This is a genomic window from Streptomyces sp. WAC00040 (assembly GCF_056835925.1).
Window position 1 is genome coordinate 1,019,809 of record NZ_JAKQZE010000003.1, and the last position, 15,616, is coordinate 1,035,424.

The 15,616-nt window shown below is 71.5% G+C and carries 13 protein-coding genes; all 13 read right to left on the reverse strand.

The window, feature by feature from the left end; all coding sequences use genetic code 11:
* Nucleotides 1-22: 22 nt before the first annotated feature.
* On the reverse strand, nt 23-1,054 hold the full coding sequence (locus MDN94_RS30145; RefSeq protein WP_482728994.1) for an ADP-ribosylglycohydrolase family protein: 1,032 nt from the start codon (nt 1,052-1,054) through the stop codon (nt 23-25).
* Nucleotides 1,051-1,788 carry an NUDIX hydrolase gene (locus MDN94_RS30150; protein WP_482728995.1) on the reverse strand — a complete coding sequence of 246 codons (738 nt, stop codon included), beginning with the start codon at nt 1,786-1,788 and terminating at the stop codon, nt 1,051-1,053. Before MDN94_RS30150 ends, MDN94_RS30145 begins: the two co-directional genes overlap by 4 nt.
* Nucleotides 1,785-2,855, reverse strand: coding sequence for an AAA family ATPase (locus MDN94_RS30155; RefSeq protein WP_482728996.1), 1,071 nt, complete (start codon nt 2,853-2,855; stop codon nt 1,785-1,787). The genes MDN94_RS30150 and MDN94_RS30155 overlap by 4 nt, the downstream gene beginning before the upstream one ends.
* Nucleotides 2,852-3,496 (reverse strand): nicotinamide riboside transporter PnuC, encoded by a 645-nt coding sequence (gene pnuC, locus MDN94_RS30160; RefSeq protein ID WP_482728997.1) that lies wholly within the window; start codon nt 3,494-3,496, stop codon nt 2,852-2,854. Before pnuC ends, MDN94_RS30155 begins: the two co-directional genes overlap by 4 nt.
* Before the next feature lie 122 nt (nt 3,497-3,618).
* The gene (locus MDN94_RS30165; protein ID WP_482728998.1) at nt 3,619-4,725 is read right to left on the reverse strand and encodes a pseudouridine synthase; all 1,107 of its coding nucleotides are present in this window, start codon (nt 4,723-4,725) and stop codon (nt 3,619-3,621) included.
* Complete coding sequence (scpB, locus tag MDN94_RS30170) at nt 4,725-5,294, reverse strand: SMC-Scp complex subunit ScpB (RefSeq protein ID WP_482729123.1); 570 nt, start codon at nt 5,292-5,294, stop codon at nt 4,725-4,727. Before scpB ends, MDN94_RS30165 begins: the two co-directional genes overlap by 1 nt.
* A 32-nt stretch (nt 5,295-5,326) precedes the next feature.
* A complete protein-coding gene (locus MDN94_RS30175; RefSeq protein WP_482729124.1) occupies nt 5,327-6,502 on the reverse strand; it encodes a segregation and condensation protein A in 1,176 nt (391 codons plus the stop codon).
* A gap of 404 nt (nt 6,503-6,906) precedes the next feature.
* Nucleotides 6,907-7,524 (reverse strand): hypothetical protein, encoded by a 618-nt coding sequence (locus MDN94_RS30180; protein WP_482728999.1) that lies wholly within the window; start codon nt 7,522-7,524, stop codon nt 6,907-6,909.
* Nucleotides 7,509-8,687: a ParA family protein gene (locus tag MDN94_RS30185; protein ID WP_159693344.1), complete on the reverse strand. Its 1,179-nt coding sequence runs from the start codon at nt 8,685-8,687 to the stop codon at nt 7,509-7,511. The genes MDN94_RS30180 and MDN94_RS30185 overlap by 16 nt, the downstream gene beginning before the upstream one ends.
* A 340-nt stretch (nt 8,688-9,027) precedes the next feature.
* Nucleotides 9,028-10,140 carry an alanine dehydrogenase gene (gene ald, locus MDN94_RS30190; protein WP_482729125.1) on the reverse strand — a complete coding sequence of 371 codons (1,113 nt, stop codon included), beginning with the start codon at nt 10,138-10,140 and terminating at the stop codon, nt 9,028-9,030.
* Nucleotides 10,141-10,284: 144 nt separating this feature from the next.
* The gene (locus MDN94_RS30195; RefSeq protein ID WP_482729126.1) at nt 10,285-12,255 is read right to left on the reverse strand and encodes a tetratricopeptide repeat protein; all 1,971 of its coding nucleotides are present in this window, start codon (nt 12,253-12,255) and stop codon (nt 10,285-10,287) included.
* A gap of 804 nt (nt 12,256-13,059) precedes the next feature.
* The gene (locus tag MDN94_RS30200; RefSeq protein WP_482729000.1) at nt 13,060-13,686 is read right to left on the reverse strand and encodes an NUDIX domain-containing protein; all 627 of its coding nucleotides are present in this window, start codon (nt 13,684-13,686) and stop codon (nt 13,060-13,062) included.
* An 87-nt stretch (nt 13,687-13,773) separates the two neighbouring features.
* On the reverse strand, nt 13,774-15,423 hold the full coding sequence (locus MDN94_RS30205; RefSeq protein WP_482729001.1) for a CTP synthase: 1,650 nt from the start codon (nt 15,421-15,423) through the stop codon (nt 13,774-13,776).
* Between the last annotated feature and the right edge of the window lie 193 nt (nt 15,424-15,616).

Consider the following 15,616-nt stretch of genomic DNA (forward strand, 5'->3'; position numbering starts at 1 on the left):
CACGACCGTGGCCGGTCCCGGCTCAGGCGTCCCAGAGCGCACCCAGCGTGACGAGCTCCCCGCGGTACTCGATCCGGTCCGCCCACTCGCGCGGCCACGCGCCGGCGCCGAGGTGGGCGCCCGCGAACGCGCCCGCGAGGCAGGCGATCGAGTCGGAGTCGCCCTTGGTGCAGGCGGCCCGGCGGAGAGCCGTGAGCGGTTCCTCGGGGAACATCAGGAAGCACAACAGGCCCGTGGCCAGCGCCTCCTCCGCGATCCAGCCGTCGCCGGTGGCCAGGCAGGGGTCGAGCTCCGGTTCCGGTGAGCGCACGGCGGCGGCGAGCCGTTCGAGGATCTGCAGGCACTCGTCCCAGCCGCGCGCGATGAAGGCCTCCGGCGTCACGTCGTGCGAGTAGGTCCACAGATCGCCGAGCCAGCGGTGCAGGTACCGGCTGCGGTTCTCGTACGCGTACGAGCGCAGCTGGCCCACCAGACCGGTCGGCTCCGCCCCCTGCGCCAGCAGGAACACCGCGCGGGCCGTGAGGTCGCTCGCGGCGAGGGCGGTCGGGTGGCCGTGGGTGAGCGCCGCCTGCAACTGCGCCGCGCCGGAGCGCTGTTCCTCGCTCAGACCCGGTACGAGGCCGACGGGCGCGACGCGCATGTTCGCCCCGCAGCCCTTGGAGCCGATCTGGCTGGCCGCCTGCCACGGCAGGTCGCTGTCCAGCTTCTGGCAGGCGACCAGGCAGGTGCGGCCGGGGGCCCGGTTGTTCTCCGGCGAGTGGTACCAGTCGACGAACTCCTCGCGCACCGGCCTGACGAGCCGGGACGCCACGAGCAGGCCGCGCGACATGGCCGTGCGGATCCCGCGCGCGAGGGCGAGGGTCATCTGGGTGTCGTCGGTGACGATCGCGGGCGTGGGGAGTTCCATCTGCCGCCAGGACCCGCACTTGGCGAGGATGGCGGGCACGTCGTTGAACTCGGTCGGGAAGCCGAGGGCGTCGCCGAGCGCGAGCCCGGTCAGCGCCCCGGTGGCGGCCTGCTTGGTGATGGTCCTGGTGCTCCTCGTCGTGGTCATGTCTGCTGCCGTCCCTCGGGTCGCAGGAGTGGTGGGTGCAGAGCGGACGCGGCGCCCGCCCGGTAGAGCGCGGCCGGTTTCCCGCGGCCGCCGGTGCGGCGCGGTTCGCCCTCCACGGCCTTGACGAAGCCGGGCGTCGCCAGCACCTTGCGCCGGAAGTTGGGGCGGTCGAGTTCGACGCCCCAGACGGTCTCGTACACCTGCTGGAGTTCGCCGAGTGTGAACTCGCGCGGGCAGAAGGCGGTGGCGAGACAGGTGTACTCGAGCTTGGCGCCGATGCGGCTGTGCGCGTCGGCGAGGATCGTGTCGTGGTCGAAGGCGAGCGGCGTGGCCGAGGAGAGCGGTGTCCAGCGGGCGTGCGCCGCATCACCGCCGCCGCGCGGCTCCGGCAGGTCCGGTACGAGCGCGGTGTAGGCCACGGACACCACGCGCATCCTCGGGTCGCGGTCCGGGTCGCTGTAGGTGCGCAGTTGCTCGAGGTGGAGGTCGGCGGCGGTCTGCTCCGTAAGGCCGGTCTCCTCGGCCAGCTCGCGGCGCGCGGCGGTCTCCGCGGACTCCCTGGGAAGCAGGAAACCGCCCGGCAGCGCCCAGGCGCCCCGGTAGGGCTCCTGTCCGCGCTCGACCAGGAGGACGTGCAGCCGGCTCTCCCTGACCGTGAAGACGGCGAGGTCGACGGTGACGGCGAACGGTTCGAAGGCGTACGGGTCGTAGCCCGCCGGGCGGGTGTCGCTCATCGCTTCTCCGGGAGGGGTTCCGCGAGGTCCCAGCCCTCGGCGATCAGTGCGTCCACGGCGGCGACCGCGGTGGCGAGCCGCCGCTCGTGCGGTCCGGTGAGCTCGACGGTGCGGCGGCCGGTGCGGGCGAGCTCCTCGCGGAAGCGGCCGGTCATCCAGGGCCGCAGGTGCTCTCCGTCGCGCAGGCCGTCGTCCTCGAAGTCGACGCCCGTGTGGTCGGTCAGCAGCCACAGGTGCTGGCGGCGCGGCTCGGGGGCCGCCGGGTAGGGGCCGCCCATGTAGCGCTCGTGCCAGATCGTCGTGGCGAAGGCGTCGGTGTCGCAGACGACGACGGGGGAGCCGGCCCGCGCGGCGTGCTCCTCGAGCACCGCCTGTCGCCGTGCGATCAGCGGGAACTCGTCGGAGGAGAACGTGACCTCGTCCCAGCCGGCGCCGGGGCGCCGTGCGCGCAGGGCGGCCAGCTTGTGCTCGCTGAACTCCCGTCCGTACTCGGGCACACAGCGAGTCGGCGCCCACACTCCGCCGCGCCGCCGGTAGTGCTCGGCGAGCGCCCGGGCCATCGTGGTCGTGCCGGTGGACTCGGCACCGAGGACGACGACCCGCCGGGCGAGCGCGGCGCGCACCGGCGGCTCGAGGAAGTCCCAGCAGCCGAGGGGGTCCTTGCGCACGGCGGTGCCGGAGACCGGGAAGACACTCCGGTCGGGGTCGACGCAGACGGCTGCGGCGCCGAAGCGGCGGCCGAGCTCCGCGCCGTACGCCTCCGAGGTGAAGACGGCGTCCACCCGGCCGGGGACGGCGGCGCGGAAGACGGCCATGTGGGCGTCCCACACATCGGGGTCGTGCACGTCCACCGGGGTTTCGTCCATGGTGCCCACGACGCGTACTCCGGGGTGCACTTCGCGCATCCACGCCACGCGATCAGCCAGCGGGATCGTCTCGACGGACGAGGCGCACACGAGGACGGTGAGCCGTTCGCAGCGGTCGGCCGCCGTCCGTACGAGGTGGTGGTGGCCGGCGTGCGGCGGGTAGAACTTGCCGAGGACCAGGCCGTGTCCGTAGCGCCTCATACGGCCACCGCCTCACGCGGTGCGGACAGGTCGCGCGACCAGCCCCGCAGCCCGGCGACGCACAGCGCCATGAAGCCGATGTAGAGCAGTGACGTCAGATAGAGCTCCTTGTACGCGTACAGCGGCACGTACACCACGTCGGCGGCGATCCACAGCCACCACGACTCCAGGCGCTTCCGGCACTGCCCGTACGTCGCCATCAGCGACAGGGCCGTGGTCAGCGCGTCCCAGAAGGGGACGGTGGAGTCGGTGGCGCGGTCGAGGAGGAGGGTGAGGGTGAGTGTCCCCATCACCCCCGCCGCGAGCAGCCAGGTCCACTCGGTGCGGGTGGTGCGCCGCACCGGAAGGACGGAAGAACCTGGTCCACCCCCGTGGGCCCAGGTCCACCAGCCGTAGGCGGCGAGGGTGATGAAGACGACCTGCAGGCCGGCGTCGGCGTACAGGCCCGCCTGGGTGAAGAGAAGGATGAAGAAGACGTTGTTGGCGATGCCGATCGGCCAGTTCGCGATGTGCTGGCGGGCGACGAGCCACACACAGAGGGCGCCGCTGCCGAAACCGAGGAACTCGGTCCAGCTCACCGGGGTCCCGAGCACGGTGAACAGCGGCTGCTGCAAGGGCCCGAGGATGTCTGAGAGACTCACGCCCTCCTCCTTAATAGTCATGTTGACTATAAAGGACCCGCGACGACCGCCACAAGGCTTTTACAACGGCGAAGGGCCCGCGACCTGGCAGGTCGCGGGCCCTTTTTCGTGCGTTTGTGCCGTTACAGTCCGACTTCCTTCATCAGCATGCCGACCTCGGTGTTGGTCAGCCGGCGCAGCCAGCCGGACTTCTGGTCGCCCAGCGAGATCGGCCCGAACGCGGTCCGCACGAGCTTGTCGACCGGGAACCCCGCCTCGGAGAGCATGCGCCGCACGATGTGCTTGCGGCCCTCGTGGAGGGTGACCTCGACGAGGTAGTTCTTGCCGGTGTTCTCCACGACCCGGAAGTGGTCGGCGCGGGCGTAGCCGTCCTCGAGCTGGATGCCCTCCTTGAGGCGCTTGCCCAGCTCCCTCGGCAGCGGCCCCTGGATGGCGGCGAGGTAGGTCTTCTTCACGCCGTACTTGGGGTGGGTCAGCCGGTGGGCCAGCTCCCCGTGGTTGGTGAGCAGGATGATGCCCTCGGTCTCCGTGTCGAGCCGGCCGACGTGGAACAGCCGGGTCTCACGGTTGGTGACGTAGTCGCCGAGGCACTGCCGCCCGTCGGGGTCCTCCATCGTGGACACGACACCGGCGGGCTTGTTCAGCGCGAAGAAGAGGTACGACTGGGTCGCGACGGTCAGGCCGTCGACCTTGATCTCGTCCTGCTCCGGGTCGACCCGGACACCCTGCTCGATCACGATCTTGCCGTTGACCTCCACACGGCCGGCGTCGATCAGCTCCTCGCACGCCCGGCGCGAGCCCATGCCGGCCCGGGCGAGCACCTTCTGCAGACGCTCCCCCTCCTGGTCACCGAAGGTCTTGGGGGTCTTGATCTCCGGCTTGTTCGCGTAACGCTCGCGGTTGCGCTCCTCGGAGCGGGCGTCGTACTCACGCGAACGCGCGGGTGCGGTACGGCCGCCACCGCGCTGCGGCGACTGCCTCGGGCCCCCCTTCGCGCCGCCGCGGGCGGCGCCGCCGCGCCCCTTCCTGGGCGCCTCGGGGGTGCCGCCCACGTCGTAGCGACGCTCCTCGGGACGGGGCTTCCCGGCGCGCTTCTGCTTGTCGTCGCGGTCGTTGCCGGCACCGCGGTAGTTACCGCGCCCGCCGCCGCTGCTGCCGCGGCCGCCGCTGTTGCCACCACGGCTCCCGCCGTTGTTTCCGCTGCTGTTCCTGCCGCTGCTGCTTCGCATCAAATTTCCGTCTTGTCGTCTGCGTCCTCACGATCCGGTGCATCCGGATCGAACGACGGAACGCCTTCCTGCGTCTCGGCCTCGATCGCGTCCGCCTCCGGTAGGAAGGGCGCGAGCTCCGGAAGCTCGTCCAGGCCGCGCAGGCCCATCCGCTCCAGAAAGTAGTTCGTCGTCCTGTACAGGATCGCACCTGTTTCGGGTTCCGTGCCCGCCTCCTCGACCAGACCCCGCTGAAGGAGGGTGCGCATGACGCCGTCGCAGTTCACTCCACGCACCGCGGAGACCCTGGAACGGCTCACCGGCTGCCGGTACGCGACGACCGCGAGTGTCTCCAGAGCGGCCTGGGTCAGCCGGGCGTGCTGCCCGTCGAGCACGAAACGCTCGACCGCCGCGGCGTGCTCCGGGCGGCTGTAGAAGCGCCAGCCGCCGGCGACGAGCCGCAGCTCGAAGCCGCGACCCTGGATCGTGTACTCGTCCGCGAGCTCCCGCAGCGCCTCCGCCACGGCCCTCCGGGGCTGATCCAGCACCTTGGCCAGGTGCTCCTCCGTCGCCGGCTCGTCGACGACCATGAGGACCGCCTCGAGCGCGGGCTTGAGCTCGCTCACTGCTTCTCCTCCACGACTTGATCGAACTCGTCCGTGACGGCCACCGCTCCGGTCCCGCCCCCGGCCCACACCACCGTCAACTCGCCCAGCGCCTCCTCCTGGTCGAGGGCGACCGCCTTCTCCCGGTAGAGCTCCAGCAGGGCGAGGAAGCGGGCGACGACGGTGAGGGTGTCGGGAGCGTCCTCGGAGAGCTCACGGAACGACGCTCTGCCCCGCTCCCTGAGCAGGGCGACCACGACCTCCGCCTGCTCCTTGACGCTGACCAGCGGCGCGTGGATGTGGTCCACGTACACCTGCGGCTTCGCCCTCGGCTGCATGGCCTTCACGGCGAGCTTGGCGAAGCCCTCCGCGCCGATGCTGATGACGACCTCGGGCAAAAGCTCCGCGAGGTGGGCCTCGAGCCCGACGGTACGGGGGTACCGCCGCGCCTCCTCGTCGAGGCGCCGGTCGAAGATGTCGGCGATCTGCTTGTACGCGCGGTACTGGAGCAGCCGGGCGAAGAGCAGGTCGCGGGCCTCCAGCAGCGCGAGGTCCGCCTCGTCCTCGACCTCGGCCGCGGGCAGCAGCCGTGCGGCCTTGAGGTCGAGCAGCGTCGCCGCGACCACGAGGAACTCGGTGGTCTGATCGAGGTCCCAGTCGGGCCCCATGGCGCGGATGTACGCCATGAACTCGTCGGTGACCTTGGAGAGTGCGACCTCGGTCACGTCGAGCTTGTGCTTGGAGATGAGCTGCAGCAGCAGGTCGAACGGCCCCTCGAAGTTGACGAGCCGCACGGTGAACCGCCCATCCCCACCACCGACGGCCTCGCTCGCCTGCTGCTCCTCGGAACCGGCTCCAGCGCGTCCCGCACCCCCGGCGGCCGACGGCGCGCCGAGGGCCGCCTCCGGTCCGCCGTCGTGCGGCGCACGGGCCTCCCGCTCCGGAGAGTCGCCCTCGGCTCCGGCAAGGGGCGAAGTCGGGAAATCGACGGCCTCGGGCTCCCGGGGGTCGGCCCCGGTCCCGGGAACGAGCGGGGGCGGGGAATCGACTCCCCCGGCCTGCGCGCCAAGGCCCGCCTTTGGCCGCTGCACGCCTACGGGGCCGTCGTCGTTGCCGTCCGGGCCGGCCGAGCTCCTGCCGGCCTCCTCGTCGTCACGCGGCGCACGACGCCCGGGCTCCGGGGGCTCGCCCACGGTCTCGGAAAGGGGCGGGTTCGGAGAATCGAGCGCCTCCGCGGACGCGACGGAGGCACCTTCCGGCGACACCGGCCCCTTTGACCGGTCGCCGTCGCCGTCGCCGTCGTGCGGCGCACGGGGCTCCCGCTCCGGGGACTCGCCCTCGGCATCGGGGAGGGACGGGGCCGGGGAATCAGCCGCCCGCTCCGCCGCCGTGTCGTCGTCGTGCGGCGCACGGGGCTCGGAAGCCGGGGGCTCGCCGCCGGTTTCGGGGTGGGGCGGGGTGGGGGGAACCGCTCCCTGGCGCGACGCGCCCGGCCCTCGCCCCAAGGCACGGCGGCGGGACGGGCCGGGCGGGTCGTCGTTCGGGGGCATGGCGGTCCAGGGAGCGGGAGGAACAGGCGCGCCCGCAGGCTACCCGCTCAGCGACCCCGCAGGCGTCTCACGAGGATGCTCGCGTCGCCCCGCTGCTCGAGGTCCGCGAGGACCACCGCCACCGCCTCGCGGACGATCCGGCCGCGGTCCACGGCCAGGCCGTGCTCGCCGCGCAGCACCAGCCGCGCGTGCTCGAGGTCCATGAGTTCCTCGGCGGAGACGTAGACCGTGATCTTCTCGTCGTGGCGCTCGCGCCCGCTGGGCCGGCGGTTCGCGCCGCGTCCACGCCTGCGCGGTGCGGCGCCGGCTGCGGGGCCCGCGGCCCCGCCCTCCTGGGGGCGGCGCGCCTGGGGCGTCATCCCCCGTCCGGCGGCGGCCGCGGCGTCCGTGGCCCGGCTGCGGCCCTCCTCGGAGGGGTCCGCGTCGGCCGCGGAGTGCTCCTCGGGCGACGAGGCGGACGCGGACGAGGAGGCCGGGTCGGCCCCCGCCTCGTCCGGTTCGCCCTGCGCCGGCACCCGCGGTTCACCGTTGGCGTTCGACGTGTTCTGAGCGTTGTTCGGGGTGTTCGGGTTCCCCTGCTTGCGCGGGGACGACGACTGCAGCGCCATGCCCCCGGTCGTACGGAACAGCTCGTCGGCCCCGGGCAGACTCACTCGGCGTGACACCGGGCGAGCACCTCCCTGGCAAGCTGGCGGTATGCGGCGGCGCCGACGGAGTTCGACGCGTAGGTCGTGATCGGCTCACCGGCGACCGTGGTCTCCGGGAAGCGGACGGTCCGCCCGATGACCGTGTGGTAGACGTGGTCGTCGAACGCCTCGACGACCCGCGCCAGCACCTCGCGGCTGTGCACGGTCCGCGAGTCGTACATCGTGGCGAGGATGCCGTCGAGTTCCAGGTCCGGGTTGAGCCGCTCCTGGACCTTCTCGATCGTCTCGGTCAGCAGAGCGACACCACGGAGCGCGAAGAACTCGCACTCGAGCGGCACTATCACCTTGTGCGCCGCGGTCAGCGCGTTGACGGTGAGCAGGCCGAGCGACGGCTGACAGTCGATCACGATGTAGTCGTAGTCGGACATCAGCGGCTTCAGCGCGCGCTGGAGCGTCGACTCGCGCGCGACCTCGCTCACCAACTGCACTTCCGCGGCCGAGAGGTCGATGTTGCTCGGCAGCAGGTCCATGTTGGGCACGGCGGTCTTCAGGAGGACCTCGTCGGCCGACATGCCCCGCTCCATGAGCAGGTTGTAGACGGTGAGGTCGAGCTCCATCGGGTTGACTCCGAGGCCCACCGACAGCGCGCCCTGCGGGTCGAAGTCGACGAGCAGCACCCGCCGTCCGTATTCGGCGAGCGCGGCGCCCAGGTTGATGGTCGACGTCGTCTTGCCGACGCCGCCCTTCTGGTTGCACATCGCGATGATCTTGGCGGGGCCGTGGTCGGTCAGCGGGCCCGGGATCGGGAAGTACGGCAGCGGACGCCCGGTGGGGCCGATTCGCTCGCGGCGCTGGCGGGCAGCGTCGGGCGCGAGGGTGGCCGCGTACTCGGGATCGGGCTCGTACTCGGCATCGGGGTCGTAGAAGTGCCCCTCGGGGACTTCCTCGTAGGCGGCGAAGTGGGTGGACTCTCGGCCACTCTCGTTGCCGGCCATGGCGTTCACGTGTTGGCCGTCCATCATCTTCATCGTGTGGGCTGTCGTCATGTGCGTCGTGTGCTGGTGCGTCGCGAAGGTGCGGACAGCGACGGAGCCGACATCCTCGAGACCGGACGACGGGCCCTGGCCCGCCGGAACCGTTCCTGGCCGACCACCCCCGGGAGTAAATGTCGACTCATTCACAAGTCGTCTTACCTCCTTGGACCGTGACCAGGAAACTTATCGATAGGTCAGCGTGGCACCATGCCGACGGTTTGCGACTCTATGGCGTGTCACCGGTCCGCAGCAACACAATCCGCCGGACCCGGGCCGATGTGTCGGCAATCGAACACCCCTCTGTCAAGGGCGCACGGGCCGTTCCGCGTGCCTCCGCCCGCACGTTTCGGAGGTTCGCGAAACGGTTAAAGGGTTACGTTCGAGGCGAGTTGAACGAGCCCCGCAAAGCGGGCGGAGACGAGTGCGGCCGGACCTTGCTGAGCAAGGTCCGGCCGGACTCCTGAGGTTGACGCCGCTGGTTGACCGATCAGCCGAGCAGCGTGCTGAGCTCGATGCTCTCGAGGCCGTGCGCCTCGGCGACCTCACGGTAAACCACCTTGCCGTCATGGGTGTTGAGACCCTTGGCGAGCGCCGGGTCACGACGCAGCGCCTCGACCCAGCCGTTGTTCGCCAGCGACACGATGTAGGGCAGCGTGGCGTTGGTCAGCGCATAGGTGGAGGTGTTCGGCACCGCGCCCGGCATGTTGGCGACGCAGTAGAAGACCGAGTCGTGGACGTTGAACGTCGGCTCGGCGTGGGTGGTCGGACGGGAGTCCTCGAAGCAGCCACCCTGATCGATTGCAATGTCGACAAGTACACTTCCGGGCTTCATCTTGGCGACGAGCTCGTTGGTGACCAACTTCGGCGCCTTGGCTCCGGGGATGAGCACGGCACCGATGACGAGGTCGGCCTCGACGACGGCCTTCTCCAGTTCGAAGGCGTTGGAGACGATCGTCTGCACCTTGGTGCCGAAGATCTTGTCCGCTTCGCGCAGCTTGTTGATGTCCCGGTCGAGCAGGGTCACGTGGAAGCCCATGCCGACCGCGATCTGCGTGGCGTTCCAGCCGGAGACGCCGCCGCCGATGACGACGGCCTTGCCGGCCTGGGTGCCGGGGACCCCGCCGGGGAGCACGCCGCGACCGCCGGCCGAACGCATGAGGTGGTACGCGCCGACCTGGGGGGCGAGGCGGCCCGCGACCTCGGACATCGGGGCGAGCAGCGGCAGGGCGCGGTTCACCTCGACCGTCTCGTAGGCGATCGCCGTGGTGCCGGACTCCAGCAGGGCGTCGGTGCACTCGCGGGAGGCGGCGAGGTGCAGGTAGGTGAAGAGGGTCTGGTCCTTGCGGAGGCGGTGGTACTCCTCCGCGATGGGCTCCTTGACCTTCAGCAGCAGATCGGCGGTGGCCCAGACCTCGTCGGCGGTGGGCAGGATCCGGGCCCCGGCCGCGACGTACTCGTCGTCCGTGATCGAGGAGCCGACACCGGCGTTCTGCTCGACGAGGACCTGATGCCCGTTGCGCACGAGCTCGTGCACGCCGGCGGGGGTGATGGCCACCCGGAACTCGTTGTTCTTGACCTCGCGGGGGATGCCGACCTTCACGTCGATCACGGTCCTTGACTCAGGGGATTTATCGGTCGATGACGCGCGTACCCATATGCACGTAGGCATACCGGGACACACCACGAGAAGCTGTGGCGTTGCCAGTCTAATGAAGGATTTCCCGCTGTCTAGCCTTGCAAAGCATTAATCTTCGAGCGAACTGCCACGGATTTCGTAGGTTGAATCCTCTGTTCCAAGCATTCTTTCCGCAGTGGTGCGGTGCAGCCCGGCCGCCGCCGGGTCGCCGAGCCGGTCGAGGGTGTCGGCGAGCCTGAGCCGGAGGGCTGCCTGGAGCCGTGTGTCCCCGGCCCGCTGGGCCAGGTCCACCGCGTCCTGGCAGGTCCGCAGGCATTCCTCCGGCCGGCCGGCGTACTCCTGGACGCGGGCCGCCTCGCTCAACGCCCGCGCCTGGGACGGGAGATCGCCTACCTTGCGATGGCCGGCGGCGGCCGCCCGCCAGCTGCGCAGCGCCTCCCCGTACCGTCCCGCGTAGGTGTGCGCGGTGCCGAGGCGTCCGTACAGTCGCGCCTCGTCGGCACGCTCACCGCGTGCCTGGCGCTGCGCGAGGGCACGGCCGTACCAGTCGGCCGCCCGCTGCCAGTCGCCCAGCGCCTGGTACGCGCCGCCTACGGATTCCATCGCGCGGCCCGTCGCGTACGGGTCGTTCGCGGCGCGGCCCGCGTCGAGCGCGGCCCGGTAGCGGGCCAGCGCCTCGGCGGTACGTCCGGTCTGGGCGTCCAGGTCGGCGAGGTTGAGCAGCGCGGCGGCCTGCTCACGGTGCAGTCCGCGCCGCACGGCGACATCGAGGACCAGTTGGTGCAGCCCGTACAGCTCGGGGGCTGCCGCCTCGGTGCCCCAGTGCGCCGCCAGCGCCCTGACCAGGGCGGCGACGAGCCGGCGTGCCAGGGTGTCCAGTTCTCCGTCGTCGACGACGAGCCGGGCGGCGGCCAGCAGCTCCGGCCGGCTGGTGCGCAGCCACTCACCGGCTGCCCACGCCGAGGTGAACCGCAGGGCGCGGGGCAGGGCGGCCAGCTTCTTGCGGGCCGGGGAGCCTTCGGGCTCGGTGATCGCCCGGCAGGCCTGGAGCCGTCGCACGGTCCGTTCGAGCATCCTGGCCCGCGCCAACTGCACCTCGGCGGGACGGTCGGTGCTCTCCATCAGGGTGCGCAGCAGCGGCGCGAGCGCGCCCGGTACTTCGAACGATGCCCCGGCACGGCGCAGCAGTCCGAGCCCGGCGAAACGGTCGAGGGCCTCCTGGGCGGCCGAGACGGAGCATCCGGCAAGCGCGGAGGCGGTGTGCGCGTCCGCGCGGCCGGCGGGCGCGAGGGCCAGCAGCCGCAGTGTGCGCGCGGCCGACTGCGGCAGCGATTCGTACACCAGCCGGAACGCCCTGGTCAGGGGCCTGGCACCGGCCGGCCGGCCCACGTCGTCGGGGAGTGTGCGCAGCCGCTTGGCGGCGTCGGCGACGGAGGCGTTCGGGCGGGCCGCGAGCCAGCCGCCGACCAGCACCAGAGCGGCGGGCTGGCCGCCGCACTCCTCGGCGATCGCCTCCGCCGCCTGCGGGTCCACCGTGATCCGCACGGACCCGGTGAAAGTGGTGAGCAGCTCGATCGCGGACTTGGCGTCCATGCCGCCGAGCGTGCATGGCCTCACGTCCGGGATGCCGGTGAGCGGGCCCTGGGACACGGCGACCACCAGGCAGTCCGGGTTCTGCGGCAGCAGCAGGTCCACCTGCTCGGCGTCCGTGGCGTCATCGATGAGCAGCAGCACCCTGCGCACGGCGAGGGCCTCGCGCACCATCTCGGTCAGTTCGTCGTCGCCCGCGCCGGGCGGCGAGGAGATCCGGAGCCGGTCGAGCAGTGCGCGTGCCGCCTGGTCCATGGGGACCGACCGGCCGGCCGGCTCCGTGAGCCGGACATAGAGGATGCCGTCGGGGTAGCGGTCTTCCAGCCTCAGGGCGAGCTGTTGCGCCAGCGCGGAGCGCCCGGAGCCGGGCCGCCCCGCGATCAGGAGCACCCGTGCCCGGGGCGCCTTGCGGCCGGCGAGCGTGTCGAGACCGGCGCGCTCGATGTCTGCGACGAGCGCCTTCAGCTCCCGCTGCCGTCCGAAGAACACCGCGCCCGTGCGCGCGCCGTCCGGCCGGGCCCTTCCGGACTGCTGCGGACCTGCGGCGGGCCCGAGGGCGGGACCCGCCGCGGAACCGACCGCGGGGCCGACCGCGGGGCCGGCGTCGGGACCGGATTCATGACCGGTCCGTGCAGGACCACTCGTGGCGGGCCCGGCCGCCTCGTCCGCGCGCGGGGAGGCGTCGATCTCGTCCGCGTGCGGGGAGGCGTCGATGCCGCGCGGCCCTTCGAGGTCCTGGAGCCCACCGGCTTCCGGGTCGGCCTCCATCGCCTCGTCGGCCGTCACCGGGCCGGGCTCCGAAGCTTCGTCCGCCTCAAACGGAGGGGCAGCCCCGGGCACGACTGCGTGCCCCGCGAACGGAGCGTCAGTCACCGGTGCGGCAAGGTCCGCCTCTTCCGGAGCGACGGCGACAGCTGCGGCGCCGGGCGCGGCGGCGTCCGCCCCCTCGAAGGCGTCGGCGACCGGCGCCGCGTCCGCGTCGGGAGTGGCTGGGGTGCGGGTCAGGGAAACGGCGCGGGGGCCTGCCCCCGCCGGGGTCCCCGAGCGGTCGTCGGGCCCCTTGGGGCGGTGGGCCGGCTCAGGAGGGGCCGACCGGTCGGGGCCGTCCAAGTCCAGCGCCTGATCCGTCACGGGCCACGCTCCAGTCCGCCGTGCACGAGCCGAGCCCGACGGGGCTCCGTGCGGGCGATTCGAGCGTAGTTCACGCTCTGCGACGATCCGTGCGGAGCACGGCGCAGTCGTCGCCCGATCGGATCAGCGGATCGTCACATCACGTACGGCCGGAAGGGGTGGTCACGCCTCGAAAGGCCGCGCCGGCCACGGCGCCTCCGCCGGGCGCAGAGCGTCGAAGCCGTCGCCCCCACGGGCAGCCACCGCGGACAGCACGCCGACCACCAGGCACGTGTTGTGGAGATCCCCGGCGAGCACACCCTGGACCAGTTCGTCGAGCGGCACCCGGGCCAGCTCCATGTCGGCCTCCTCCTCGGAGACCTCGAAACGGGCGCCCTCGGCCTCGGACAGCTCCCGGGCGAGGAAGATCCGCACCGCCTCGTCGCAGCCGCCGGGGGTGGTGTAGACATCGGCGAGCACCCGCCAGTCCTCGGCCTTGACGTGCGCCTCTTCGTACAGCTCGCGCTGGGCGGCGTGCAGCGGGTTCTCGCCCGGCACGTCCAGCAGCCCGGCCGGGATCTCCCACAGCTTCTGCCGTACGGGGTGCCGGTACTGGCGGAGCACGATGACGCGGCCCTCACCGTCCAGGGCGAGCACGGCGACCGACCCGGGGTGCACCTGGTAGTCACGCTTGACGACCGTGCCGTCGGGCATGACGACATCGTCGGTGCGGACGCTGGTCTTGTTGCCCCGGAACGGCGTCGTGGTCGCGGTGACCTGCCACTGCTCGGGCGTGTCCTTGATGGCCATCGAAAGCGTCCTTCCAACCACACAACGGAAACCGGGGTACGGATCCTTCACAGGTCCGTACCCCGGTCAACCGTATCGTCAGGCATGTCACTGACCGGACTTGCGCTCCACGGCCGCCTTCACCAGACCGGCGAAGAGAGGGTGCGGACGCGTCGGGCGGGACCGCAGCTCCGGGTGGGCCTGGGTGGCGACGAGGTACGGGTGCACCTCGCGCGGGTACTCGACGTACTCGACGAGCCGGTTGTCGGGGGACGTGCCGGAGAAGAGGATGCCCGCCTTCTTCTCGAGCTCCGCGCGGTAGGCGTTGTTCACCTCGTAGCGGTGGCGGTGGCGCTCCTCCACGTAGGGCTCGTCGCCGTAGACCTCGCGCACGATGGAACCCTCCGCGAGCTTCGCCGGGTAGAGGCCGAGACGCATGGTGCCGCCGAGGTCGCCGGCGCCCTCGACGTACGCCAGTTGCTCCTCCATGGTGGAGATCACCGGGTGCGCGGTGGCCGCGTCGAACTCGGTGGAGTTGGCGTCGGTGATCTCCGCCAGGTTGCGCGCGGCCTCGATCACGATGCACTGCAGGCCCAGGCAGAGGCCGAGCAGCGGGATCTTGTTCTCGCGGGCGTACTGGATGGCGCCGACCTTGCCGTTGACGCCGCGCTCACCGAAACCGCCGGGGATGACGATCGCGTCGACCTCGCCGAGCTGCTTCGCGGCACCCGCCGGCGTCTTGCAGTCGTCGGAGGTGACCCACTTGACCTGGACACGGGCCTTGTTGGCGAAGCCGCCGGCGCGCATGGCCTCGGTCACCGACAGGTAGGCGTCGGGCAGGTCGATGTACTTGCCGACGAGCGCGACGGTGACCTCGTGGTCGGGGTTGTGGACCCGGTCGAGCAGGTCCTCCCAGACCGTCCAGTCGACGTCGCGGAACGGCAGGTCGAGCTTGCGCACGACATAGGCGTCCAGGCCCTCGGTGTGCAGGACCTTCGGGATGTCGTAGATCGACTTGGCGTCGATGGCGGCGACGACCGCGGCCTCGTCGACGTCGCACATCAGCGAGATCTTGCGCTTGATCGCGGTCGGGACGTCGCGGTCGGCACGCAGCACGATCGCGTCGGGCTGGATACCGATGTTGCGCAGCGCCGCGACCGAGTGCTGGGTCGGCTTGGTCTTCAGCTCGCCGGAGGGGCCGATGTAGGGAAGCAGCGAGATGTGCACGACGAAGACGTTGTCGCGGCCGACCTCGTGGCGGACCTGGCGGACGGTCTCAAGGAACGGCAGGGACTCGATGTCGCCGACCGTGCCGCCGACCTCGGTGATGACGACATCGACGTCGTCGGTCGCCATCCGGCGGATACGGGACTTGATCTCGTTGGTGATGTGCGGGATGACCTGCACGGTGTCGCCCAGGTACTCGCCGCGCCGCTCCTTGGCGATGACCTGCGAGTAGACCTGGCCGGTGGTGACGTTGGCCGAGCCGTCGAGGTCGACGTCGAGGAAGCGCTCGTAGTGGCCGATGTCCAGGTCGGTCTCGGCGCCGTCGTTGGTGACGAACACCTCACCGTGCTGGAACGGGTTCATCGTGCCGGGGTCGACGTTCAGGTACGGGTCGAGCTTCTGCATGGTGACCCGCAGGCCCCGTGCCTTGAGCAGCGCACCCAGGCTGGAGGCCGTGAGGCCCTTGCCGAGGGAGGAGGCGACACCCCCGGTGACGAAGATGTGCTTGGTCGTCATGGATTTGGGCGGCATCGCCAAGAGGGGGCTCCCGTGGTCGCGAAGTGAGGTGCGTACCGGCCGCCGACCCGGATCGGGGGGCGCCGTCGCTGCGGTTTCGGGGCCTTCCGGCCACCGGTCCACGGGGTACCAGGGTATCAGCGCCGGGGGTGGGCCGCCGCCCGGCCGCGCCCGTGTACTCGTCCCAGCGGCGCCGGAGGTACCGTGA

Bases quoted from the DNA above. Each gene is read 5' to 3' on its own strand.
- MDN94_RS30165 (WP_482728998.1), bottom strand. From the start codon at position 4,725: ATGCGAAGCAGCAGCGGCAGGAACAGCAGCGGAAACAACGGCGGGAGC.
- MDN94_RS30200 (WP_482729000.1), bottom strand. From the start codon at position 13,686: ATGGCCATCAAGGACACGCCCGAGCAGTGGCAGGTCACCGCGACCACG.
- MDN94_RS30205 (WP_482729001.1), bottom strand. From the start codon at position 15,423: ATGCCGCCCAAATCCATGACGACCAAGCACATCTTCGTCACCGGGGGT.
- MDN94_RS30145 (WP_482728994.1), bottom strand. From the start codon at position 1,054: ATGACCACGACGAGGAGCACCAGGACCATCACCAAGCAGGCCGCCACC.
- MDN94_RS30155 (WP_482728996.1), bottom strand. From the start codon at position 2,855: ATGAGGCGCTACGGACACGGCCTGGTCCTCGGCAAGTTCTACCCGCCG.
- scpB (WP_482729123.1), bottom strand. From the start codon at position 5,294: ATGGTCGTCGACGAGCCGGCGACGGAGGAGCACCTGGCCAAGGTGCTG.
- MDN94_RS30150 (WP_482728995.1), bottom strand. From the start codon at position 1,788: ATGAGCGACACCCGCCCGGCGGGCTACGACCCGTACGCCTTCGAACCG.